The organism is Sellimonas catena, from assembly GCF_027924685.1.
GTDB lineage: Bacteria > Bacillota > Clostridia > Lachnospirales > Lachnospiraceae > Sellimonas > Sellimonas catena.
Map to the genome: position 1 here is coordinate 53,142 of NZ_BSBO01000006.1, position 24,708 is coordinate 77,849.

Consider the following 24,708-nt stretch of genomic DNA (forward strand, 5'->3'; position numbering starts at 1 on the left):
ATGATCACCCGGCATCCTCCCTTTTACGGGGGATTTTCTTTTTATGCAGGATCGTGTTTCCACCGCGTTCCTGCCTTTTTCAATGCTTCTTCTGTCGTAAGGAACCGGACTCCCAGTTTTTTCACTTTTTCGATATTCATCCGCAGATTTCTCGGATGATCCCGGAAGGCTTCCTCATTCTTTTCCAGATTTTCTGATCCCGCTCCGGCACTTTCCAGAAACTCTTTCACCACTTCATACGTACTCCTGTCGTTTTCACTTCCGAAGTTGTAGATTCCTGCCGGTGCCTGAAACATGATTTCCAGATTTTCAACTACTTCCCATACATCCGTGATACTCCGGAGATCATAGACCGGATACCTGATCCGGTCTCCTGATTCCCTGGCCTTGCAGACCGTCGAAATCAGATTCCCATGCTCTTGTCCCTCCCGGAAGTCGACAGCAAACATCCAGCTTAAGCGCAGTGCCACCGTGTCCGGCTGGGCTTTAAGCGCAAGCTCTTCCGCCCGGATCTTCTGCCTGCCGTACACAGTCGGTGGAGCGATCCTCTCTTCTTCTCTGTGGGGCTCTCTTTCTCCATTTCCCACATAAACCTGATCGGAGCTGCAGAAAATCAGCCGCGCCCCGATCTCCCGGCAGATCTTTGCCAGAATTCTGACTCCGTCCACATTGACTTTTTCCGACCGTTCCGGATCCTGTTCACATGCACCCACATCAGAGACCGCTGCTGTATGGATCAAAATATCAGGGCGGTCCTTTTTCAGGACCGCCTCTGCCTCTTCCGGATCCGTAAAGTCCATGTCCGTATGACGGTATCCCGTCATATCAAATTTATCCTGATAGAAGCGGAGAATTCTGCTTCCGAGAAATCCGTCCGCTCCTGTTACACCGATCTTCACCATTGATCCCTTCTTCAAATATTAATGATGTGGTTTGTACAGATGTCTTGGAATACCATCCACCATAACCGGAGATACATCTCCCTGAATCAGCGGTTTAACATATGCAACAAACTCATCTGTTACATAAGTACCGTCTTCATTGACCCATTCTCTCGGCACAAGTTTTTCGTCATTTGCAATCTTGTGCACATCTTTTACTTCTGTGCTGCACTGATACGGATCATCGGAAATTCTCTTGAGCACAACCATCTTTCCGTTATCTCCCTCATCCGCCGCCTTTACTGCAGCACCGCCTACCTGAGACGCTTCCAGAATATCTACTCTGGACGCGCAGTGAGACGCGGATCTCTGCAGCGTACTCAATTCGATGGCGCGGGTCTTGCATCCGATCTCATTTGCTACATACTGTGCAAGATAAGCTGCTGTTCCAGTGAGCTGCTTATGTCCAAACGCATCTACAAAATCTACATTTGCTCCAAGTTCACAGACATATCTTCCATCTTCCAGATGGATTCCTTCGGAAACCGCTACAACAACAGAAGTTTTCTTTTTCAGCAGATCTTTGATTCTTTCCATGAAATTGTCAAGATCAAATATCAGCTCCGGAAGATAAATCAGATCCGGTCCCGAACAGTCCTCTCCTTTCGCAAGAGCCGCCGCTCCGGTAAGCCATCCGGCATTTCTTCCCATGATCTCAACGATCGTGACAAGTCCCTTGCTGTACTCCAGACAGAAGCTGTCACGGATAATCTCTTTTACAGATGTTCCAATATATTTTGCCGCGCTTCCGTATCCCGGTGTGTGATCCGTCAGAGCAAGGTCATTGTCAATTGTTTTCGGGCATCCGATAAATCTTGTCGGATATCCCATCACAATCGCGTAGTCGGAAAGCTTTTTGATCGTATCCATGGAGTCATTTCCTCCGATATAGATAAATGCTTCAATATCCAGCTTGTCCAGAATTTCAAAGATCTTTTCATATACTTCTCTGTTTTCATGAATTTCCGGAAGTTTGTACCGGCAGGATCCCAGATATGCAGCCGGAGTTCTCTTTAAAAGCTCCGCATCAAGATCGTTTGTGATATGTTCTGACAGGTCAATGTATTTCTCCTCCATCAGCCCCTGAATTCCATGAAGCATTCCATACACTTTGTTTGCCCCTCTGTCCTTTGCCGTACGGTAAACACCAGCCAGACTTGAATTGATCGCCGCTGTCGGGCCTCCTGACTGTCCAACAATTACATTTCCTTTCATATTACTACCTCCGTATTTGTCATAATGCCAATACGTTTATTTTAGTACATTTGTATATAATTGTCTATGTTTTTTCCGTTTTTTCGTCATTTTTAAATCTCATTATAGATCAGTGTCAGTATCATCTGCGCTGTCTCTACCATATTTCTTCCGGTATCCATACTGCTTTTCTGAATGTAGCGGAATGCTTCCTCCTCCGTCATATGGTTCCGTTCCATCAGGACGTACTTGGCATTCCGGATATAGTTTTCCTCCTTTTCCGTCCGTTTTGGCTTATTATCTTTCCGCTTTACTACCTGCCGGTCCAGATTCTGGAGCATCATGTTGACCGTATCGATAAATTCATATGCTTTCACCGGCATGGTCACGGCCACCAGCCCCGGCTGCCTTCTGTGACTGACATTCTGTGTCGTATCCAGCAGAAGCAGATCAAAATACCGTGGCAGGCAGTCCAGCAAATCGGTATAATCCATATCCGGAAGCTTCGTCCCGCTGATCACAATTCCGTGGGAAAGACGCCCGATTTCCTGAAGCGCCGCTGCCGCCGTTGATACGGCAATGGTATCTCCGAAACCATGGCGCAGAAGTATTTCTTTGATTTTTCTCGCGGTTTCCTGCCGCGGAAGTGCGATGATAATACTTCCCATTTTCTTTCCCCCTGCTGTCTGTTAAAATCTGTGTAAATACTCTTTCAGCTCCCAGTCAGTGACTTCCTGTGTATAGAGTTCCCATTCTTTTGTCTTTTCCTTTAAATAGGTTCTGACGTAGCTCTCTCCGCAGACATTTCTTAAAAATTCATCTTTTTCCAGCGCGGTCAAAGATTCCTTCAAGGTACCCGGAAGAGCCCCTGCCTTTTCATCCGCTTTCAGTGGAATCATCTTTTCCTGAATCCCGTTCAGGCCGGACGCGACAACCATCGCAATCAGAAGATACGGATTTGCCGCTCCGTCCGGCAGCGTCCACTCAATGTGCGTGTCTCCTTCTTTCCCTTTCACTACCCGGATCGGGGCACGGTAATCATTGAGGGACCAGAACAACTCGGTCGGGGCATGATATCCCGGTTTCAGTCTCTTATATGAATTGACAATCGGATTGGCGATTGCAGCCATTCCATTCATATGTGACAGAAGTCCGGCAATAAAAGAGTAGGCTTCCTGACTCAATCCGTTCTCCGCCTGAGGATCCGCAAACATGTTTTTTCCGTCCCGGAATCCGGAAATATTTAAAGACAATGCGGAGCCCGGAAGGTCTGTCCGCGGTTTTGGCATAAATGTCGCATGCAGACCGTGTCGCTGGGCAATCGTGCGTACCGTAGAGCGGAATGTCACAATCTGATCCGCCACCTTCACACCCTGTGCCTGCTTAAAATCCACCTCATGCTGCGCCGGAGCGTCCTCGTGATGGGATGACTCGATCTCAAATCCCATCTCTTCCAGCGTCAGAATCATGTCTCGTCTCGCATTTTCTCCCTGATCAAGAGGCGCCACATCCAGATAGCCCGCCTTCTCTCTCGTCCGTGTTGTAGGGTTCCCTTCTTCATCCGTCTCGAAAAGGAAAAATTCACACTCCGGGTCCAGATCAAAACTGTACCCCTGCTGCTTTGCCTTTTTCAGTACACGTCTGAGAATATATCTTGGACTCTCCGCAATATCATTCCCTTCCTGATCCATCAGATCACAGAGGAATCTTGCCACTTTTCCCTGCTGCGGCCTCCACGGCAGGATCGTAAATGTATCAATGTCCGGTTTCAGATAAACTCTGTCATATCCAAGCTCTTTCATCCCGGCAATGCTGTATCCGTCCACCATACATTTCCCCGCAAGCGCTTTCTCCATCTGGCCCGCCGTCACAGCAATATTCCGGATGGTCCCGAAAATGTCCACAAACTGCAGACGTATGAATTTTACATCTTCTTCTTCGATCATCTGAAGAATTTCCCAAGTTTCATATTTCGCCATATTGATTTCCTCCATCTTTCGACTGCCTCAATTCCCTGATGTTCTTATTATATTCCGCATCAGGACTTCAGGGCAAGAACTATGACAGATATTTTCCCTGAATTCTCTATCTGAGTTTCTCACGCAGAAGTTCCCGCGTAACTGCCGGATCCGCCTTTCCCTTCATCTTTTTCATGACCTGCCCGACAAAAAATCCGAATACCTTTTCTTTTCCTTCCCGGTACTGTGCCACAGAATCCGGATGCTCACGGATCACTTCCTCGATGACCTGCTCCAGCACGTTTGTGTCTGCCACGGTGGACAGATGATGTGCCTCAATGTAGGCAAGCGGCTCTTCATCGTGGTCAAAAATCTGTTCAAAAACTTCCTTTGCACCTTTGTGAGTGATCTTCTGCTCTTCTTCTAACAGGATCAACGCTGCCAGGTGGCCCGGAGAAAACTTCATCTCCTCCGGACTTTTTCCTGCTTCTTTCAGAAGCCTCATGGCGTCCTGAGTCATCCAGTTTGCAGCCTTCTTTGGCTGCGAACAGATTTTTGCCGTCTCTTCAAACAGATCTGCCATATTTCTGGACTCTGTCAAAATCCGGGCATCGTATTCCGAAAGAGAAAACTCCCGGATAAACCGTTTTTTCTTTTCTTCCCGCAGTTCCGGCTGCTCCTCTCTAAGCCGTCCGATCCATGTATCGTCAATCACGACCGGAGGCAGATCCGGATCCGGGAAATACCGGTAATCTTTAGCGTCCTCTTTGGAACGCATCGGGAAGGAACATTCCTTATTGTCATCCCACCGCCTTGTCTCCTGAATCACTTCTTTTCCTTCTTCCAGAAGTTCAATCTGCCGCATGGTCTCCCCTTCAATTGCTCTCGCAATGGCCTTAAAGGAGTTCAGGTTCTTCATCTCTGTCCTGGTGCCGTAGCTTTCTGCCCCTGCTTCCCGGACGGACAGGTTGACATCCGCACGCATGGAGCCTTCTTCCAGCCGGCAGTCTGAAATTCCCAGATACTGAGCCATGATCCGGAGCTGTTCCAGATAGGCGATGACCTCCTGGGCACTTCGCATATCCGGTTCCGATACAATCTCAATCAGCGGCACACCGCTTCGGTTATAGTCTACAAGGGAGCTGTCCGTCCATGGATCGTGGACCAGTTTTCCGGCATCTTCTTCCATGTGCATCTCATGAATCCGGATTCTTTTTTCTCCCTGTGCCGTATCAACCGACACATATCCGTCATAGCAGATTGGAAGATACAGCTGGGAAATCTGGTAATTCTGAGGATTGTCCGGATAAAAATAGTTTTTCCGGTCAAATTTGCAGAAAGTATGGATTTTACAGTTCATGGCAAGTCCCGCCTTCAATGCGTACTCCACGACCTTCCTGTTCAGAACCGGAAGGGAACCGGGCATTCCGGTGCACACCGGACAGGTATGGGTATTGGGCTCTCCGCCGAATGCGGTCGGACAGCCGCAGAAAATCTTTGTCCTTGTGGAAAGTTCAATATGCACTTCCAGACCAATCACGGTCTCATACTGTTTTCTCATCGTCAGATTTTCCCCCTTTTTGTTCCAGAATATGCCTTCGGAAATATGCCTCTCTCTTTTTCAAAAGCGGCTGCCGCACGGATAATCTTCTTCTCCTGCAGGCAGTCTCCAATCAGCTGGATTCCGATCGGAAGGCCCGCCTTTGACACCGTACACGGTACGGATATGGCCGGGAGGCCTGCCAGATTGACTGCCGCTGTGTAGAGATCTCCCAGATACATCTGAAGCGGATCCGAAAGGCTTTCTCCGATTTTCGGTGCAGTCTGAGGTGCTGCAGGGCCAAGCAGCACATCGTAAGCGGCAAATGCCCGGTCAAATGCCTCCTTGATGACGGCACGGGCTTTCAGTGCTTTCAGATAATATGCATCATAATAGCCCGAACTTAAAACAAAGGAGCCAAGAAAAATTCTCCTTTTCACTTCCGTTCCGAATCCTTCCGAACGGGTCATTTTGTACATCTCATGGAGCGAGTCTGCATGAGGACTCCGGTATCCATATTTGACACCGTCGAACCGGGCCAGATTGGAACTTGCCTCTGCCGAGGCAATAATATAATAAGAAGGAATGACATATTCTGTCATGCCAAGGGAGAACTCTTCCACTGATGCTCCCCGTTCTTTCAGGATCTCCATGGTCTTCTTCAAAGCATCCCGCACTTCCGGGTCAATTCCTTCGTCCAGATATTCTTTCGGAATCCCAACCTTCATTCCGCGGATATCTCCCGCAAGATCCTCCTCAAAATCCAGAGTCTCCCTCTTCAAAGAAGTACTGTCTCTTCTGTCCTGCCCGGCCAGAAGGGAAAGCATCCGTGCACAGTCCGCCACATCTTTTCCAATAGGTCCGATCTGATCCAGCGAGGATGCATATGCGATCAGACCGTACCGGGAAACAGTCCCGTAGGTCGGTTTGATTCCCGTCACTCCACAAAAGGAACTTGGCTGGCGGATGGATCCTCCGGTATCCGATCCCAGGGCAATAAAACATTCATCCGCCGCCACTGCCGCACAGGAACCCCCGGAAGAGCCGCCCGGCACATGTCCGGTATTCCACGGATTTTTTGTCACCTTCCGCGCAGAAGTCTCCGTCGTGCTTCCCATGGCAAACTCATCCATGTTGGTCTTCCCGAGAATAATGATGCCTGCCTCTTTGAGTTTTTCTACCGCACAGGCATCATAGGGTGGGTAAAAACCGCTTAAAATCCTGGATGCACATGTTGTTTCCATACCTTTTGTGCAGATATTATCCTTGACCGCTGCCGGCACTCCGGCAAATGGCCCCTGATATTTTCCGGATCGGATACCCTGCTCCACTTCCTCTGCCCGGGCAAGCGCTCCTTCCCGGTCAATCTGCAGGAATGCTCCGATCTGCGGTTCCATCCTTTCTATCTGTAACAGGGAAGCTTCCACAGCCTCCGATGGGCGGATCTCCCCTTTTTGAATCTTTCGGGCAAGCTCCCCGGCCGTCCATGTCAGATATTCTTCTCCCATACCATTCCTCCTCTATACTGTCTTCGGCACCAGATACTGCCCCTCTTTTTTCTGCGGAGCATTCTCAAGCAGTGCTTCCCACTGATCTTCCCGTTCCACAATATCCTCACGAAATACATTCTGTACCGGAAAGACATGGGACATGGGTTCCACCCCGTCCGTATCCAGCTCTTCCAACTTTTCCATATAGGCAAGGATTTTTTTTAACTCTCCGGCTGTCTCCTGCTTTTCTTCTTCCGTGAGACTGATCTGGGAAAGGATTTCCAGATATTCCATAGTTTCATCCCAGCTGATTTTTTTCATTGCCATCTCCTTTCTACGGCTCCAGCCGTTTCAAATCTCTCGGAAACAGACAGGTCTCCCGGATATTCTCTTCCCCCAGAAGCTGCATGGTCAGCCGTTCCAGCCCGATTCCAAGCCCGCCGTGAGGCGGCATTCCATATAAAAAGGCAGAAAGATAATCTTCCAGTCCTTCTGTCGTCATCTTCTTTTCTCCGATTTTTGCGGTCAGCTTATCATAATCATGTATCCGCTGGCCTCCGGTTGTCACTTCCAGTCCTCGAAATAAAAGGTCGAAGCTTAATGTCACCTTTGGGTCCGCCGGATCATCCATCGCATAGAACGGGCGTTTTCTGGAAGGATAATGGGTGACAAAGACAAAATCCGCGCCGTATGTCTCTTTAAAGTAACGGCCGATCAGTTCTTCCTCCTCCGGTTCCAGATCATACGGTGCCCGCATCGGTCTTTGGTAAACTTCCGCAACAAGCTGTTTCGCCTCATCGAACCGGACAGACGGGATCTCATCCGTCTTCGGAAGCCGGGCGCCAAGAAGATCCAGCCACGGCCGGTACTCCTGCTCCAGAAGGCGGGTCATATACTGCAAAAATCCGGTTTCCACTTCCATCACATCGGTGAAATCATCAATATAGCCCATCTCCAGATCCAGGCTGGTATATTCATTGAGATGTCGTTTTGTATTGTGTTTTTCTGCCCGGAAAACAGGTCCCGTTTCAAATACCCGGTCAAACACCCCCACCATCATCTGTTTGTACAGCTGGGGACTTTGCTCCAGTACCGCCTTTTTGTGAAAATAGTCAAGCCGGAAGAGGTTGGCTCCTCCCTCTGCTCCTTTTGCTCCGATTTTTGGCGTATGGATTTCCGTGAATCCGTTCTGAAAAAGATACTCCCGGAAAGCCCGGCAGATCCCCTCCTGAATCTTAAATTTTGCCCGCTCTCTGAGATTTCTGAGAGATAACGGCCGCACGGAGAGTTTCGCTTCCAGTGAAGTATTCAGTTTTTTTCTGGATACCGGAAGCGGGAAAGCCTTCTTCGACTCGGAAAGTTTTGTGACTTCTTCTGTCACAATTTCCAGTCCGCCGGGCGAACGTTCTTCTTTCCGAATGGTTCCTTCTGCTTTCAGGGTATCTCCTTCCCGGACCTCCCGGTACCCTTCCTTTGTTTTTCCTTCTTCACAGACAAGCTGCAGCAGGCCGTCCCGCCTCCGCAGAATGAGAAAGGTAATCTCTCCCATCCTTCTGACGGAATGGACCGCACCCTTTACTTTTACATGCGCTCCTTCTTCCATGGCCTTTAATGCCGCAGCCGCGCCGGCCGAATCCTTTGTCACACCAGTTATCTTTTCCATCCAATTCACACCCCTGTCTTTTCTATTGCTGTCAAAGCACTGAAAAAAGGCGCACTTACCGCTCATATTCCGGTAAGAACGCCCTTGTTCTTTCATATCCTGCTATTCTTTTATGATCTTCACTCCTGTCAGGAAAGATTGGTATAGCCCATCAGGGAAAGATCTACTTCCCTTGCTGCTTCCTTTCCTTCCCGGATTGCCCATACAACGAGAGACTGTCCGCGTCTCATATCACCTGCCGTAAACACATTCGGAACACTGGATGCAAATCCAGTATCCTCTACCGTGTTCCTGCCGGTCTTTTTGACCTGAAATGCGTCCATCACATAGTCCTCCGCCCCGGTAAACCCGGCAGCGATCAGCACCAGATCCGCCGGGATCGTCTGTTCGCTTCCCTTGACCGGAACCATATCTATCCGCCCGGTCTTCTTGTTTTTCTTCGGTTCCAGCCGGACTGTCCGGATGGCGCATACTTCCCCGGCCTCGTTTTTGATATATTCTTTTACCGTTGTCTGATAAATCCTCGGATCGTTTCCGGAAAGAGCGATCACTTCCTGCTGTCCGTAATCGGTTTTCAAAACCCTCGGCCACTCCGGCCACGGATTATTTTCGCTCCGCTTTTCAGGCGGTTTTGGCATCATCTCAAGCTGTACCACCGATTTTGCGCTCAGGCGCACGGCCGTTCCGGCACAGTCGTTTCCGGTATCCCCTCCCCCGATAATGACAACGTTTTTATCTTTGGCAAGCTCATACGGTACCTTCGCGAAATCCGAATCCAGAAGGGTCTTTGTCACTTCTGAGAGGAAATCTACCGCAAACCGGATGCCTTTGGCATCTCTTCCCGGCGCATCGATGTCTCTTGGCCTGGAAGCTCCGCAGGCAAGGATGACACGGTCAAAGGATGCCAGAATCTCTTTTGCGTCCTGATCCCGTCCCACATCGGTATTCGTCCGGAAGACAACGCCTTCCTCCTCCATAAGCTTCCGCCTGCGCTCGATGGCTGATTTTTCCAGCTTCATGTTGGGAATTCCGTACATCAGGAGCCCTCCGATCCGGTCATGCCGTTCAAATACCGTCACGCTGTGGCCTCTCCGGTTCAGAAGAAGCGCCGCCGCGAGACCTGCCGGCCCGCTTCCGATCACCGCAACCGTTTTTCCGGTCCGGATTTTCGGAGGATGCGGCACAACAAGGCCTTCGGCAAATGCTCTGTCGATAATCGCACGCTCATTTTCTTTTGTCGCCACCGGATCTGTATTCACATTGCAGGTGCAGGCCGCCTCACACAGTGCCGGACATACCCGGGAGGTAAACTCCGGGAAACAGTTCGTCTTCTGAAGCCGTTTGTAGGCCTGCCCGTACTGCTCGTGGTATACCAGATCATTGAATTCCGGAACCAGATTATTTAACGGGCACCCGGAAGCCATCCCGTTCAGATTTCCTCCGAACTGGCAGAACGGCACGCCGCAGGCCATGCATCTCGCGCCCTGCTCTTTCTGCCTTGCAGGAGGGAGCGGTTCGTGAAATTCATGGAAATCAACAATCCGCTCTTTCGGGAGCCGTTCTTTCCCGGTCTGCCTTTCATATTCTAAAAATCCTGTCGGTTTTCCCATCGCTACTGGTTCCCTCCCATCTTTTTCTGTCCTGTACTCTCATAAAATGCTTCGATCTGGGCCTGCTCGCTTCCAAGTCCCATCTCTTCATAGTGTTTGCTCAGGACAAGCATCTTTTTATAGTCATTTGGAATGATCTTTTTAAACTTCGGAAGGTACTCATCAAAATGTTCCAGAATCATCCGGCCTTTTAAAGAACCGGTCTCCTCCACATGTTCCCGGATCATCCCTCTTAATTCTTCCGCCTCGGATTTCCACGTAATCTCCTCCATGGAAATCATGGACTTGTTGATGTTCCGGTACAGCGAATTCTCCTCATCCAGCACGTAGGCGATACCGCCGCTCATACCTGCCGCGAAGTTCTTTCCGGTCCTGCCGATAACGGCAACCCTTCCTCCTGTCATGTACTCGCATCCGTGGTCTCCCACGCCTTCCACCACTGCTGTTGCTCCGGAGTTGCGCACACAGAACCGCTCTCCGGCCATTCCGCAGATGAATGCTTTTCCGGAAGTTGCGCCGTAAAGCGCCACATTTCCGACAATCATGTTTTCATCTGCCCGATAAGTACTTTCTTTCGGCGGATACACGGCCAGCTTCCCGCCGGAGAGTCCTTTTCCGAAGTAATCATTACTGTCCCCGGACAGGCGGATCGTAAGCCCTGCCGGAATAAATGCTCCGAAACTCTGTCCTCCGGTTCCCGTGCATTCCACTGTATACATATCTTCCTGCACCCCTTCCGGATACCGTCTGGTAATCTCGGAACCGAACATGGTGCCGAATGTCCTGTCTGTATTTTTTACGCGGACCTCCACCCGGCCCGGTTTTTCCTTGGCAAGCTTTTCTCCAAGTTCCCTGATCAGCACCGTTTCATCCAGCGTCTTTTCCAGCCCGAAATCATACTCCCCTTTGATATTGTTTTCTCCGGTATACGGATGATCCAGGACCGCACTCAGATCAATGGTCCTGCCACGCTCGTTTTCCGGCTGTTCCTTTGCTTTTAACAGATCCGTGCGGCCTACCATTTCATCAATCGTCCGTACACCAAGTTTTGCCATATATTCCCGAAGTTCCTGTGCGATAAATTCCATGAAATGAATAACGTACTCCGGTTTCCCTTTAAAACATTTCCGCAGCTCCGGATTCTGTGTTGCCACGCCCATCGGGCAGGTATCCTGATTGCATACACGCATCATGACACACCCGAGAGTCACAAGCGGAGCCGTCGCAAATCCGAATTCTTCCGCTCCAAGAAGCGCTGCTACCGCTACGTCCCGGCCGCTCATGAGCTTTCCGTCCGTCTCGATGTGTACCCGGTTCCTCAAACCGTTTTTCAGAAGAGTCTGGTGTGCCTCCGCAAGTCCCAGCTCCCATGGAAGCCCTGCATTGTGGATGGAACTTCCCGGAGCGGCTCCGGTTCCACCGTCATATCCGGAGATCAGCACGACCTGCGCTCCCGCTTTTGCAACGCCGGCCGCAATCGTTCCAACTCCTGCCTCGGATACGAGTTTCACCGAAATTCTTGCATCCTTATTCGCATTTTTCAGATCGTAGATCAGCTGTGCCAGATCCTCGATAGAATAGATATCATGGTGAGGCGGCGGGGAAATCAGGCTCACGCCCGGTGTGGAGTACCGTGTTTTTGCAATCCACGGATACACTTTCCTTCCCGGCAGATGTCCGCCCTCTCCCGGTTTTGCCCCCTGTGCCATCTTGATCTGGATCTCGTCGGCGCTCACCAGATACCGGCTCGTCACGCCGAATCTTCCGCTTGCCACCTGTTTGATGGCAGAGCACCGGTTCTCCTTTGTCCCCTTGGTCAGGAGACGTTCCGGCGACTCTCCTCCTTCCCCGCTGTTGGATTTTCCATGGATCGCATTCATAGCAAGGGCCAGTGCCTCATGTGCCTCCTGGGAAATGGAACCGTAGGACATAGCGCCGGTCTTGAACCGTTTCACAATGGATTCGACGCTTTCCACTTCCTCGATCGGGACGCCGTTTTCCGGATAGTTGAACTCCATCAGACTTCGCAGATACCCGGTTTTCTCCTTGTCAATCTTCCCGGTATATTCCTTAAACATCTGGTAATCGTTCTGCCATACCGACTGCTGAAGCAGGTGGATCGTCTCCGGATTGTACCGGTGATGTTCTCCCTGGCTTCGGAAACTGTGGCGTCCGATGCTCTCCAGTGTCAGGTCCGTATCCAGCCCCAGCGGATCAAATGCCTGACTGTGGAGCCGTTCCACATCTTCTTCGATTTCCTTCATGGTGATGCCTCCCACCCGGCTGACGGTATGGGTAAAATATTTGTCGATCACTTCTTTGGAGATTCCCACAGCCTCAAAAATCTGGGATCCCTGATAAGACTGGATTGTGGAAATTCCCATCTTGGAAGCGATCTTGACAATTCCATTCAAAATTGCCTGATCGTAATCGTAAACTGCCGCATAATAATCTTTTTCCAGAAGTCCGTTTTCAATCATCTCCCGTATGGTCTCATGCGCCAGATACGGGTTCACCGCGCTTGCGCCGTATCCGAGAAGCGTCGCAAAATGATGGACTTCTCTTGGCTCTGCAGACTCCAGAATGATCGGCATGGACGTACTCTTTTTCGTCCGCACGAGATAATGGTGCACTGCGGAAACCGCCAGAAGCGACGGAATCGCCACATGGTTTTCGTCCACGCCCCGGTCTGTCAAAATCAGGATTGTAGCCCCGTCCTTATAGGCACGGTCCACTTCAATAAAAAGACGGTCCAGCGCCTTTTCCATCGGCATGTTCTTAAAACAGATGATGGAAACTTCCGCCGGGCAGAATCCCGGTTTTTTCATATCCTTGATCTTCAGAAGATCCGTGTCGGAAAGAATCGGATTGTTGACTTTCAGAACCTGACAGTTTTCCGGCTGCTCTTTTAAGATGTTTCCTTCTTTTCCGATGTACACGCTTGTAGATGTCACAATCTCCTCCCGGACCGCATCGATCGGAGGGTTCGTCACCTGCGCAAACCGCTGTTTAAAATAATAGAACAACGGCTGATGCTCTTTTGAAAGCACTGCAAGCGGGGTATCCACTCCCATCGCCGCGATGCCTTCCGCACCGTTTAATGCCATGGTCCGGATGGAATCATGATATTCCTCATAAGAATATCCGAAGGCCTTTCTGAGCTTTGCACATTCTTCCGTTGTATACTGCTCCACCTTCCTGTTCGGAATCTTCAGATCCTTCAGCTCCATCATATGCTGATCCAGCCATTCGCCGTACGGCTGTCTCTTCGCATAGTATTCTTTCAGCTCATCATCGTTGATGATCCTTTGTCCGATTGTATCCACCACCAGCATTTTCCCCGGATGAATTCTTCCTTTCTCCAGGATCTGGTCCTCCCGGATATCCTCTAACACACCGACCTCGGAGGCCAGATAAAGGTGATGGTCTTTTGTAATATAGTATCTTGAAGGGCGGAGACCGTTCCGGTCCAGTACTGCGCCGAGAATGTCTCCGTCACTGAACATGACCGATGCCGGACCGTCCCACGGTTCCATCATGGTCGCATAATACTGATAGAAATCTTTCTTCGCCTGTGTCAGTGTATCATTGTTTGCCCATGGCTCCGGGATGACAGACATGACCGCAAGAGGCAGATCCATACCGTTCATCACAAGAAATTCCAGCGCATTATCCAGCATCGCGGAATCAGAACCGCTCCGGTCCACTACCGGCAGAATCTTGTGAAGCTTGCCCTCAAAATACGGGGAGGACATGTTTTCCTCTCTTGCCAGCATCTTATCCGCATTGCCCTGAATGGTATTAATTTCTCCGTTATGCACAATAAACCGATATGGATGGGCCCTCTGCCAGCTCGGCTCCGTATTGGTGCTGAACCGGGAGTGTACCAGTGCAATCGAGGACTGATACCGCTCATCCTGCAGATCCGTGAAAAAGGTGCGAAGCTGTCCTACGAGAAACATCCCTTTGTACACGATCGTCCTGCTGGAAAGAGAGACCACATAGGTTTCTGTTGTGCTCTGCTCAAACTCTCTCCTTACAACGTAAAGCCTGCGGTCAAAGTCCAGTCCCTTTTCTACATCCTCCGGCTTTGCCACGAATCCCTGCATAATTTTCGGCATGCAGTCTTTTGCTTTCTTTCCGAGTACTTCCGGGCAGACCGGGACTTCCCGCCACCCAAGAAAGGTAAGTCCTTCTTTTTTCACGATGGTCTCAAACATTTTTCGGGCCTGGTTTCTCCTTAGTTCATTCTGCGGGAAGAAAAACATCCCGATTCCGTACTCCCGTTCTTCCCCGATATCGATCTGTGCTTTTTTACATGCTTCGCGGAAAAAAGAATGGGAAATCTGAAGCAGAATTCCGACTCCGTCTCCGGTCTTTCCTTCTGCGTCTTTCCCCGCCCGGTGTTCAAGATTTTCCACAATCTCAAGCGCCTGGCTGACTACCCGGTGTGTCTTTTTTCCCTTTATATTTACGACTGCGCCGATTCCGCAGTTATCGTGCTCCAGCATCGGGCAGTACAATCCTTGTTTTCCTTTCATCTGATTCTTCCTTTCGCTTCGTTTCTATTTCTGATGCTCTGCCGCCGCTTTGACAAAGCCCGCAAACAGCGGATGCGGACGGTTCGGCCTGGATTTGAATTCCGGATGAGCCTGAGTTCCGATATAAAACGGATGATCTGTGATTTCAATCATTTCCACAATCCGTTTGTCCGGTGACAGTCCTGCCAGATGAAGCCCTGCCTTTTCCAGCACTTCCCTGTAATCGTTATTGACTTCATAACGATGTCTGTGCCGCTCGGAAATCTCTGTTTTGCCATAGAGCGCACAGCTTCTGGAATGTTCATCCAGCACACACGGATATGCTCCCAGACGGAGTGTTCCGCCGATGTTTTCCACATCTTTCTGATCCGGCATCAGGGAAATCACCGGATGCAGCGTCTCCGGATGGAACTCGATACTGTCCGCATCGTGATAGCCAACCACATACCGGGCAAAGGCAACGATTGCCATCTGCATTCCAAGGCAGATACCAAGATACGGGATATTCTCTCTTCTCGCATAGTCCGCCGCAAGAATCATTCCCTCCGTACCACGCTTGCCAAATCCACCCGGCACGAGAATTCCGTCCACTCCGCCAAGCTTCTCCTCCAGGTTTTCCTCTGTAATCTCCTCCGAGTCCGTCCATCTAAACTGAATATCCGCATGGCAGCTGATTCCGCCGTGCTTCAATGCTTCCACCACACTGAGGTAGGCATCGTGAAGCTGAGTATATTTTCCTACGATGGCAATCTCGACTTCCTGCTTTGGATGACGAAGCGCTTCGGTCATTTCGATCCAGTCTTGAAGATCCGGCTCTCTGTCTTCCAGATGCAGGCATTTTAAAACCGCCTGTGCCAGATGCTCTTTTTCCATGGCAAGCGGCGCTTCATAGAGATAGTCCACATCCAGGTTCTGAAGAACATTTTCTGACGGTACATTACAGAAGAGTGCGATTTTGTCCCGCATCTCCTGCGGTACCGGATACTCGGAACGGCAGACCAGAATGTCCGGCCAGATTCCAAGCCGCTGCAGTTCCTTAACGCTTGCCTGGGTCGGTTTCGTCTTCATTTCTCCGGACGCTTTCAGATACGGAATCAGCGTTACATGAATGAGGATCGCATTCTCCTTTCCCACATCATGCTGGAACTGGCGGATCGCCTCCAGAAAAGGCTGGCTCTCAATATCCCCGACAGTACCGCCCACCTCAATGATGGCAATCCTGTCTTCCCCCGGATCTTTCGCCCGGTAAAACCGTTCTTTGATCTCATTTGTAATATGCGGAATCACCTGAACAGTGCCTCCGCCGTAATCTCCGTGACGCTCTTTATTTAGCACAGACCAGTAAATCTTTCCGGAGGTGACATTGGAATTCTTATCCAGACTCTCGTCAATGAACCGTTCATAATGTCCCAGATCCAGATCCGTCTCCGTTCCGTCATCCGTCACAAACACTTCCCCGTGCTGGATTGGATTCATCGTTCCCGGATCCACATTGATATACGGGTCAAATTTCTGCATGGTCACCTGATATCCCCTTGCTTTTAACAGCCTTCCAAGTGACGCTGCCGTGATTCCTTTCCCCAGTCCGGATACCACTCCGCCTGTTACAAATACATATTTTACCATTCTTTCTGTTACCTCCTTACGACTTTCCTCCATCCGGCAGGATGGAATTTCAAATAAAAAAGGGGGCAAAAGTGCCCGAAACCGCTTTCGTCCTGCGTTTCTTTATCGACACCTTTGCCGCCTTTATTGCCATATGCTCTTTTCTTTTTTTATTATTCCATTACTATACTCTAATTTTCTTCGTTTGTAAATCCCTTTTTTTCGCTTTCCGCAGGAACCGGATAGTGGTTGTCAAAACATGCTTTACAAATCCCCAGATCTCCTACCATTGTCTGCAGGTCCTCAATTTTCATGTATCCGAGGGAATCTGCACCGATAATTTCACGGATTTCTTCTGTTGTATGGTCCGCCGCAATGAGCTGCTCATTGGACGGTACATCCGTTCCGTAATAACATGGATACAGAAACGGAGGGGCGCTGATGCGTACATGAACCTCTTTTGCCCCTGCCTTTTTCAGCATCTGAATCAGGTTGGCCATCGTGGTCCCCCGAACGATGGAATCATCCACCAGCACAATCCGTTTATCCTTTACAACAGATTCCAGAACGTTCAATTTCAGCTTGACACTGGATTCTCTTTCTTTCTGTGTCGGTTTGATAAAGGTCCTTCCGATATAGCTGTTTTTATAAAAGGCGATTTCGAATGGAAGTCCTGCCTCCATGGCATATCCTTTTGCTGCCGTAAGTCCGGATTCCGGAACACCGGTCACAAGATCCGCATCCACAGGCCACGCTTTTGCCAGGGCCCGTCCGGAACGGATTCTGGCATCATAGATTTTAATGCCGTCCATCTCACTGTCCAGACGCGCAAAATAGATGTATTCAAAAATACAGTGTGCCCGCTCCTTCTGCTGCAGTTCCTTATTGGACGTGATGCCTTTTTCCGTAATTGCAACCATCTCTCCCGGCTCAATGTCCCGGATAAACTCTGCTCCTACGGATGCAAGGGCACAGCTCTCCGATGCGACAATGTAAGCATTGTTCCTCTTTCCGATACAGAGCGGTTTCAGACCGAACGGATCTCTCACGGCGATCAGTTTTCTCGGGCTCATCACGACAAGAGCATATCCACCCCGGATCCGTCTTGCTGTATGGAGAACAGCCTCCTCCACATTTCTGGTGTGGACTCTCTCTCTCGCAATATAATATGCAATCATCTCGGAATCTGTCGTTGTATGGAAAATGGCACCTCCGTATACGAGTTCTTCTTTCAGACTTGCAGCATTGACCAGATTTCCATTATGCGCAAGAGCCAGCGTCCCCTTGATATAATTCAAAACAAGAGGCTGTGCATTCTCTCTTGTAGAGCCTCCCGTTGTTGAATACCGGACATGTCCGATTCCAAGATTTCCATGGAGAGATGACAGCGTATCCGGCTTAAATACCTCGCTGACAAGTCCAAGATCCTTATGATATGCGATGTTTCCCCTGTCTCCTTTTGTATCGGATACAACGATACCGCAGGATTCCTGTCCTCTGTGCTGCAGAGAACAGAGCCCGTAATAAACCGATGACGCAACATCATTCCCGTCAAAATCGTAAATGCCGAACACACCGCACTCTTCTCTGACTCCGGTTTCCTGATACTGATCATACTGTAAACATGTCTTCATTTTCCTTCCTCCGTCCATTGATCTCATCATCTTGTAATAGAAAAAACAAAGTGGTTATTACATACCGCGTTCATATTAAGACATTTTAATGGTCTTTTTCGGTTTTGCAAGGGTTTTTTCTTTTTTTTATTATTTTTCAAAAAAAGGATTGACAGATTTCTTGTTTTGTGTTTATACTACACAGCATAAAGCAAAGGCGCTTTGGACATTGTCCGAAGTGCCTTTTTCTGTTGTATGGATCCGCGGATTCATGCATGATTTCTTCAGGAAATGAAAGGAGCAGTCTCTATATGATGAAAGAAGTATCAAAAACCATACCGGAACTTTACGGAAGTCTTGTATTCAATGACAAAGTCATGCGCGAACGTCTTCCAAAAGACACCTACAAGGCACTTCACAAAACCATACAGAACGGAACACACCTGGAGCTTGATGTGGCAAATACCGTTGCCGCTGCCATGAAAGAATGGGCCATCGAGCACGGCGCAACCCATTTTACCCACTGGTTCCAGCCGATGACCGGATTTACAGCGGAAAAACATGACAGCTTTATTTCCCCGGTGGGCGGCGGACAGGTCATCATGGAGTTTTCCGGGAAAGAACTGATCAAAGGAGAACCGGATGCATCCAGCTTCCCTTCCGGCGGCCTGCGTGCCACCTTCGAGGCAAGAGGATATACCGCCTGGGACCCGACTTCCCCTGCTTTTATCAAGGATGGCTCTCTCTATATTCCGACTGCCTTTTGTTCCTACAATGGTGAAGCCCTGGATAAGAAAACTCCTCTGCTTCGCTCCATGGAAGCTCTGAACAAGGAGGCATTGAAAGTTCTTCATCTTCTTGGAAATACAAAAGTGAAAAAAGTCGATACGACCATCGGGTCCGAGCAGGAATACTTTCTGGTAGACAAGGATCTTTATAAAAAACGGAAGGACCTGCTTTTCTGCGGACGGACGCTGATCGGCGCTCCGGCCCCGAAAGGACAGGAAATGGAAGATCACTACTTCGGTGTCTTAAAACCGAAGGTGGCTGCCTATATGCATGATCTGGACGAAGAGCTCTGGAAACTCGGTGTTCCGGTCAAGACGAAGCACAACGAAGTCGCACCGGCACAGCACGAACTTGCACCGGTATTCGATACAGCAAACGTGGCGGTCGACCACAACCAGCTGACCATGGAAATGATGAAGAAAATCGCTGACTCCCATCATCTTGCCTGCCTTCTCCATGAAAAACCATTTGAAGGTGTCAACGGAAGCGGAAAGCATAACAACTGGTCCCTCGTCACGGATTCCGGCGAGAACCTTCTCGATCCCGGGAAAACTCCGGCGGAAAATACACAGTTCCTTGTCTTTTTGATGGCAGTTATCGCGGCTGTGGACGATTACGCAGATCTGATGCGTGTCTCCGTTGCAAGTGCAGGAAATGACCACCGGCTTGGAGCCAACGAAGCGCCTCCGGCCATCGTCTCCATCTTCCTCGGCGATGAACTGACCTCCGTACTAAAATCCATCGAAGAAGGAACCGACTTCCTCAAGCAGAAGCAGATTCTTATGGAGATCGGTGCAAAAGTGCTGCCGCATTTTGCCAAAGACACAACTGACCGGAACCGTACCTCACCGTTTGCCTTTACGGGAAACAAATTTGAGTTCCGTATGCCGGGAAGCGCCCTGTCCGTCGCAGAGCCAAACGTCATCTTAAATACCGCTGTCGCAGAATCTCTGAGCCGGATCTACGAAGTGCTCAAAGACGTCCCGGAAGAACAGATGGAAGAACAGATTCAGGAACTTTTAAAATCCATGATTACGCAGCATAAGCGTATTCTCTTTAACGGAAACGGATACACCGATGAATGGGTGGAAGAAGCGAAAAAGCGCGGGCTTTTCAACCTGAAATCTCTGCCGGACGCTCTGCCGCAGTTTATCGCGGAAAAGAATATTGATCTCTTTATAAAACACAGGATCTTTACAAAAGAAGAGATCTACTCACGGTATGAAATCATTCTGGAAAACTACTCCAAGACGATCCATATCGAGTCTCTGACCATGCAGGACATGGTGAAAAAAGACTTCACACCGGCACTTTTTGCCTATGTATCCGATGTGACAAAGGAAGCGCTCGACAAACGGAAACTCCTTCCGTCCCTGTCCGCGTCTTACGAAGAAAAAATCGTCCAGACGCTGACCGAATCTTCCGAACAGATCGTACTTGCTCTGGCCGCTCTCACCGAGGACACAAAAAAGGCAGAACAGATGGAGGAACCACTTGAGACCGCACGCTATTATCATGATTCAATTCTGAAAGACATGGATACCCTCCGTGCCTCCGTGGATCAGGCTGAAGCCATCATTCCGGGGAGTTACCTGCCATATCCAACTTACGACGAGTTGCTCTTTTCTTTACGATAGGCAGCGCTGGTTCCCCGGGATACTATCTTTTCCTACAGTAGGCAGAGGAGTCCCCGCATCTTTGCGGCGACTCCTCTGCACCCTCTTTTGGGTTAGTTCTTTACTTCTTCTTCAATACCGATACATAAATTTGTATGACGTTCAATCGAATTCATCCCCTCTTCAATATAAGCCCATGATGTTTGATAATCATGATGTACCGAAAAGTCTGAACAACACATAAAGTCTGTAAAGCCTTTTAAATCTTTTTTGTATTTCCTTGCAAAATCATACGCATCCTCTTCCTTTTCTTCTTCTGTACTATTCCGCTTATTATATAGTACATGATCTAAATTACAAGACATATAGTATACCCTATATTGGATATTCCATATCTGCCCCGTTTTTCTTAACCGGTATAAGTTCTCCTTTTTTTGAAGATTCCGCTCTATAATTTCATCAGGCTTTTGTGTATGAATTCCATCCGATTGATATAATATCTCTTTAGCCGATTCATCTTCAATAATTTTTTCATCTGGTATAAACACGGCATCTGTATCTACAATATGGATAATTTGTTTAAAATCTTTTGCTTTATAATGTTGGGAATTTGCATACTTTCGTATTTCATTTCCGAGTTTAGAAATAATATTAGATGATTGAACTCCCTTTCTGGATGTAATATCCCCATGCATAATATGAATGTAAACTTTATCTCTGTCGAAAAGTTGACTCAATGCCACGCCAAGCGCCGTCTCATCCGAGGGTCCCTCCACAATAACAAGCACAATTTTTCTATGGGACAAATGTCTCACCCGCCTCTCGAAATGCTAACGCAATCTCGTAGTTATTTGTTGGACAGTATACTTGTTCATTTTGTTCCCCAAGAACAATATCTCGATAATAAAAGTCCCGTAAATTATTTGTTCCTTTTACATTTGTAAACCGAATATACCGATTTTCCGGATTTGTTGTTGTAAACGCAACAAACCCTTTGTCCAGTGTCTCCAATGGTCTGAGATTGTGTGAAGTAAAGATAAGTTGTCCCTTCCCTTTCTCAGAAATAATGTGCAGCAGTTCTCCGAGAAGATATTCAAAAATCCCTGCATCCAGTTCATCTACTGCTACAGTAATGGATGGGTTATTATAAACTACAATCAACAACTGTAAAATCGAAACGATTTTTTTTATTCCTTCTGATTCATACCGAAACGGAATCGCCTTGTTGTTTTTTAAAGACATTAATTGAATCATTCTTCCCAGGCTTCCATCTTTTTCCACAACCGGTCCCAAATCAATTATATCAATCGTCAGCCCCGGAACTAATTCCTGAAGCACAATATTCATATTCGCAATAATTTTTCTAACAATTTCCATTGCCTTTTCCGGAATTGATGCTGGGATATTCAATGGAAGCAAAAGATTTCCAAAGGATTCTGAAGTATCATCTTTATATTTAAAAGCCAGCGGAAGCGCATTCATATTGATTAGCCCCTCGTGCTCCGTATCAATTATAAACAGTTCTCTGTTTCCAAATCGATGCAATCCTTCCAAAATATCCAAATACAACTTTACCTGACAGTTTTCCCGGAAGCGCCTCATCATTTCTCTGGAAAAAATAAATGTTCTGGACTGCTCTTGAACCAGCCTTTTTGTCACGAGCATCTCTGTCACGTCTTCCGTGCTGTTTCCCAGTAGTTCCTGATACTTTGATTTTGGGAGAAAAATTCCATCTGCGCTTGTATCAATCAACGGACCTTTCCGAATTTTTTTCTCATTTGATGTGTACCCATAACTCAATACTTCATCAAAAATCTTGACTTTATACTTCGTTTTAGAATTTTCCAATTTGTTATCATGATAAGGAGATTCGTCTATAACTTTTTCCATAGAAAACTGATACCAAAGATTACAGCAATAGTCCTCCTGCTGCAATATAAACTGGAATTTTAATGTAGAAGTCCGCTCCTCTACATTAATATATTCTGCATATTTTTCTGGAATTGGCTGACTGCATAATGCAAAACGCAATAACTGTACTGCATCAATGAGTGCCGTTTTTCCTGACCCATTTTGTCCATATAAGCCAAGAATACTTGCACGATAATTCTTTCTTCTGTTTTTTAAGCTAATCGTTCCCTTCTTCACATTTTTAAAGTTTTCTATCGTAATATTCTCAATTCTGATAAACTGTTTCTCCACTGCATTCACCACCCCTGCATTCATTGATATATACAGTATATCATGACCTTTCCCGGTGTTCAACTTTCATTTTTGCATTTAATATTTCGATTTTTTATTTCATACATATTTATATTAGTATCTTTCCGTCAAAGAAAAATATACATGGATTCTCCATTCCCGCTTACATCTTCCCTAAAACGATAATTTATGCCGCTCAAAATAGAGCGGCATAGCTTTTTCATATAATTAAGTTATTGCTGTACCCTTTTGGCGATTTCCCGGTTGATCCGATTTCTGAGAGCGAGCAGGTAATAATCCGATTTCGGGAAGCGCTTGAATGTCAAAGGCTCCGCCAGATCTTCTTCGATACACTCCATGACAAAATCACGTCCTGCCAGGGATTCCAGCAGTTCACATGCCCGCATGTCCTGAAGTGCCTCTTCGTGCACCATCATACGGATGGATTCTTCCGGATGCCGGTCCTCTCCCGGATATACAAGGAACGCATCCCCGGACGGGAATGCTCCGCCTGCATCCGTCACCTGATACGGATTGATCTTCTCAAGTGAGAACTGGCTGTTGTAGAAGTTGTATCCCCAGTGAAGAATTCCGATGATTTTGTATTTATAGAGCTGCAGCCCGTAGATCCGGTTTCTGAGAGACGGCATGGACATAAACCGGTTGCTCACCTCGTAAAACTGTCCGACGCAGTAGTAGGTCCACATATCCGTGAGGCCGTGCTCCAGGAATTCTTCGATCTCATTATTTCCCGGAATCGGCTTGTCTACAAGACCGTGCTTATAGAACTCATAGCTGGAAAGCGCATCAAAGGTGTGGAATCCGTCCAGCAGTCCCTCGATCGACTCTTTCGCGGCCCTGTAGCTCTCCAGATGCTCCTCTCTTGGCTCATCGGACAGATGGAAGTACGTCACCTTGTCAATGCCCCATTCTTTAAGCTTCTGGGTCAGCTGAGGGAGCAGTGCATGGAGGAATTTCGTATACTCTCCGACTGCCGGCGTATGCCATCCGAAAATCTGCTTCTCTTCTCCATCCACCATCGCCACAACTTTTGGCGCGTATTTTGCTCCCCACTGGGAGAACAGGTGGCACATCTCAAAATACTCGATTCCGCAGGACTGACAGAGGTCAACCCACTGTTTCACCCGGTCAAAGCCAAATACATATTCCCCGTTTTCCACCTTGACATCCAGAAGCTGGGTCGTCGTACGCTCAGCTCCGACCGCCGTATCCAGGGCCGGTGTAAAGAGCGGAGTAAGAATCATATTGCAGCCCCGTTTCACATACTCGTGAAGGTAATTTTCAATAATCTCCCAATGTTCCTCTGAGAATACCGGCACATGGTAATAGTCGGCCAGACAGTCCAGGTAAAACCATTCCGTATGCATGATCTTTTGTTTTGGAAGCACGGCATCATAGATAGTCACTTCGGTTTGTGCACTTACAAGCGTCTCTCCGTCTTTCTCCAAACTTACCGTGATCGGATACATTCCTGCTTTCACTTCTTCTATGATCTCGATGTCGATCCAGATACTTCTCCATTTCTGCGGATAGATATCCACTTCATCGTCCTTCAGTTCCCGCAGAAGATCCGGGTATACGCCGGAATCCGTTCTCAGATAATTATCATCCACGATCGGTCCGCAGGTTCTTCCCACCGGAACCGTTTCCACCTTACGCACATGAATCTGATCTTTCAGTTCTGAGTCAATCCGCACTTTCACCCGGTTTTTCATAAATCCGGTGCAGGTACAGGCTGCCTGAAAGGACACCGTCTCCCCTTTCAGTCCGGTCAGCTTCATACACTCCGGCCGGTAAACCGGCCTATCATCCGGAAATACTTTTTCCAGAGAGCTTACAAGCCTCATCTCATAAATTGTCTCTTGCTTTATCATTGCTTTCCCTCCATGACTATAATGTTCTTCTATTACTATACTGTTTCCCTG

General features: G+C 48.3%; 16 protein-coding genes. 1 reads left to right on the forward strand and 15 read right to left on the reverse strand.

All coding sequences use genetic code 11. The features are described from left to right. Nucleotides 1–41 precede the first annotated feature (41 nt). The 12 genes from Selli1_RS04230 to purF form a co-directional block, all read right to left on the reverse strand. Nucleotides 42–917, reverse strand: coding sequence for an SDR family oxidoreductase (locus Selli1_RS04230; protein ID WP_140398852.1), 876 nt, complete (start codon nucleotides 915–917; stop codon nucleotides 42–44). 3 nt (nucleotides 918–920) lie between these two features. Beyond that, the gene (locus Selli1_RS04235) at nucleotides 921–2,156 is read right to left on the reverse strand and encodes a 6-phosphofructokinase (protein ID WP_281844653.1); all 1,236 of its coding nucleotides are present in this window, start codon (nucleotides 2,154–2,156) and stop codon (nucleotides 921–923) included. Nucleotides 2,157–2,248: 92 nt separating this feature from the next. Beyond that, on the reverse strand, nucleotides 2,249–2,803 hold the full coding sequence (locus Selli1_RS04240; RefSeq protein ID WP_281844651.1) for an ANTAR domain-containing response regulator: 555 nt from the start codon (nucleotides 2,801–2,803) through the stop codon (nucleotides 2,249–2,251). A gap of 21 nt (nucleotides 2,804–2,824) precedes the next feature. Then, nucleotides 2,825–4,114, reverse strand: a complete 1,290-nt coding sequence (locus Selli1_RS04245; RefSeq protein WP_138373228.1) for a glutamine synthetase family protein — start codon at nucleotides 4,112–4,114, stop codon at nucleotides 2,825–2,827. A gap of 106 nt (nucleotides 4,115–4,220) precedes the next feature. Next, nucleotides 4,221–5,654 (reverse strand): Asp-tRNA(Asn)/Glu-tRNA(Gln) amidotransferase subunit GatB, encoded by a 1,434-nt coding sequence (gene gatB, locus Selli1_RS04250; RefSeq protein WP_281872388.1) that lies wholly within the window; start codon nucleotides 5,652–5,654, stop codon nucleotides 4,221–4,223. 2 nt (nucleotides 5,655–5,656) lie between these two features. Further along, the gene (gatA, locus tag Selli1_RS04255) at nucleotides 5,657–7,141 is read right to left on the reverse strand and encodes an Asp-tRNA(Asn)/Glu-tRNA(Gln) amidotransferase subunit GatA (RefSeq protein WP_087168135.1); all 1,485 of its coding nucleotides are present in this window, start codon (nucleotides 7,139–7,141) and stop codon (nucleotides 5,657–5,659) included. A 12-nt stretch (nucleotides 7,142–7,153) separates the two neighbouring features. Beyond that, nucleotides 7,154–7,444 carry an Asp-tRNA(Asn)/Glu-tRNA(Gln) amidotransferase subunit GatC gene (gene gatC, locus Selli1_RS04260; protein ID WP_087168136.1) on the reverse strand — a complete coding sequence of 97 codons (291 nt, stop codon included), beginning with the start codon at nucleotides 7,442–7,444 and terminating at the stop codon, nucleotides 7,154–7,156. A 13-nt stretch (nucleotides 7,445–7,457) separates the two neighbouring features. After that, nucleotides 7,458–8,786, reverse strand: coding sequence for an aspartate--tRNA(Asn) ligase (gene aspS / locus Selli1_RS04265; protein ID WP_087168177.1), 1,329 nt, complete (start codon nucleotides 8,784–8,786; stop codon nucleotides 7,458–7,460). A gap of 128 nt (nucleotides 8,787–8,914) precedes the next feature. Then, nucleotides 8,915–10,396 carry a glutamate synthase subunit beta gene (locus Selli1_RS04270; protein ID WP_087252430.1) on the reverse strand — a complete coding sequence of 494 codons (1,482 nt, stop codon included), beginning with the start codon at nucleotides 10,394–10,396 and terminating at the stop codon, nucleotides 8,915–8,917. Between the two features lie 2 nt (nucleotides 10,397–10,398). Beyond that, nucleotides 10,399–14,937: a glutamate synthase large subunit gene (gltB, locus tag Selli1_RS04275; protein WP_138373232.1), complete on the reverse strand. Its 4,539-nt coding sequence runs from the start codon at nucleotides 14,935–14,937 to the stop codon at nucleotides 10,399–10,401. Between the two features lie 24 nt (nucleotides 14,938–14,961). Beyond that, nucleotides 14,962–16,563: a CTP synthase gene (locus tag Selli1_RS04280; protein ID WP_281872390.1), complete on the reverse strand. Its 1,602-nt coding sequence runs from the start codon at nucleotides 16,561–16,563 to the stop codon at nucleotides 14,962–14,964. A 170-nt stretch (nucleotides 16,564–16,733) separates the two neighbouring features. Beyond that, nucleotides 16,734–18,176, reverse strand: a complete 1,443-nt coding sequence (gene purF / locus Selli1_RS04285) for an amidophosphoribosyltransferase (RefSeq protein WP_242958942.1) — start codon at nucleotides 18,174–18,176, stop codon at nucleotides 16,734–16,736. A gap of 293 nt (nucleotides 18,177–18,469) precedes the next feature. On the opposite strand from purF, the gene Selli1_RS04290 reads away from it, so the two are divergent. Beyond that, nucleotides 18,470–20,581: a glutamine synthetase III family protein gene (locus Selli1_RS04290; RefSeq protein WP_191434551.1), complete on the forward strand. Its 2,112-nt coding sequence runs from the start codon at nucleotides 18,470–18,472 to the stop codon at nucleotides 20,579–20,581. Nucleotides 20,582–20,673: 92 nt separating this feature from the next. On the opposite strand, the gene Selli1_RS04295 is transcribed toward Selli1_RS04290, so the two are convergent. The 3 genes from Selli1_RS04295 to Selli1_RS04305 form a co-directional block, all read right to left on the reverse strand. Continuing rightward, on the reverse strand, nucleotides 20,674–21,375 hold the full coding sequence (locus Selli1_RS04295; protein WP_281872392.1) for a hypothetical protein: 702 nt from the start codon (nucleotides 21,373–21,375) through the stop codon (nucleotides 20,674–20,676). After that, nucleotides 21,356–22,762, reverse strand: a complete 1,407-nt coding sequence (locus Selli1_RS04300) for an AAA family ATPase (protein ID WP_281872393.1) — start codon at nucleotides 22,760–22,762, stop codon at nucleotides 21,356–21,358. The genes Selli1_RS04295 and Selli1_RS04300 overlap by 20 nt, the downstream gene beginning before the upstream one ends. A 233-nt stretch (nucleotides 22,763–22,995) precedes the next feature. Then, nucleotides 22,996–24,657 (reverse strand): DUF4091 domain-containing protein, encoded by a 1,662-nt coding sequence (locus tag Selli1_RS04305; RefSeq protein ID WP_281872394.1) that lies wholly within the window; start codon nucleotides 24,655–24,657, stop codon nucleotides 22,996–22,998. Nucleotides 24,658–24,708: the final 51 nt, after the last annotated feature.

What these genes read in the sequence shown, in the direction of transcription:
- gatA (WP_087168135.1), bottom strand. Translation starts at nt 7,141, where the DNA reads ATGGGAGAAGAATATCTGACATGGACGGCCGGGGAGCTTGCCCGAAAG.
- Selli1_RS04245 (WP_138373228.1), bottom strand. Translation starts at nt 4,114, where the DNA reads ATGGCGAAATATGAAACTTGGGAAATTCTTCAGATGATCGAAGAAGAA.
- gltB (WP_138373232.1), bottom strand. Translation starts at nt 14,937, where the DNA reads ATGAAAGGAAAACAAGGATTGTACTGCCCGATGCTGGAGCACGATAAC.
- purF (WP_242958942.1), bottom strand. Translation starts at nt 18,176, where the DNA reads ATGAAGACATGTTTACAGTATGATCAGTATCAGGAAACCGGAGTCAGA.
- gatC (WP_087168136.1), bottom strand. Translation starts at nt 7,444, where the DNA reads ATGAAAAAAATCAGCTGGGATGAAACTATGGAATATCTGGAAATCCTT.
- aspS (WP_087168177.1), bottom strand. Translation starts at nt 8,786, where the DNA reads ATGGAAAAGATAACTGGTGTGACAAAGGATTCGGCCGGCGCGGCTGCG.
- Selli1_RS04290 (WP_191434551.1), top strand. Translation starts at nt 18,470, where the DNA reads ATGAAAGAAGTATCAAAAACCATACCGGAACTTTACGGAAGTCTTGTA.
- Selli1_RS04240 (WP_281844651.1), bottom strand. Translation starts at nt 2,803, where the DNA reads ATGGGAAGTATTATCATCGCACTTCCGCGGCAGGAAACCGCGAGAAAA.
- gatB (WP_281872388.1), bottom strand. Translation starts at nt 5,654, where the DNA reads ATGAGAAAACAGTATGAGACCGTGATTGGTCTGGAAGTGCATATTGAA.
- Selli1_RS04280 (WP_281872390.1), bottom strand. Translation starts at nt 16,563, where the DNA reads ATGGTAAAATATGTATTTGTAACAGGCGGAGTGGTATCCGGACTGGGG.
- Selli1_RS04305 (WP_281872394.1), bottom strand. Translation starts at nt 24,657, where the DNA reads ATGATAAAGCAAGAGACAATTTATGAGATGAGGCTTGTAAGCTCTCTG.
- Selli1_RS04235 (WP_281844653.1), bottom strand. Translation starts at nt 2,156, where the DNA reads ATGAAAGGAAATGTAATTGTTGGACAGTCAGGAGGCCCGACAGCGGCG.
- Selli1_RS04270 (WP_087252430.1), bottom strand. Translation starts at nt 10,396, where the DNA reads ATGGGAAAACCGACAGGATTTTTAGAATATGAAAGGCAGACCGGGAAA.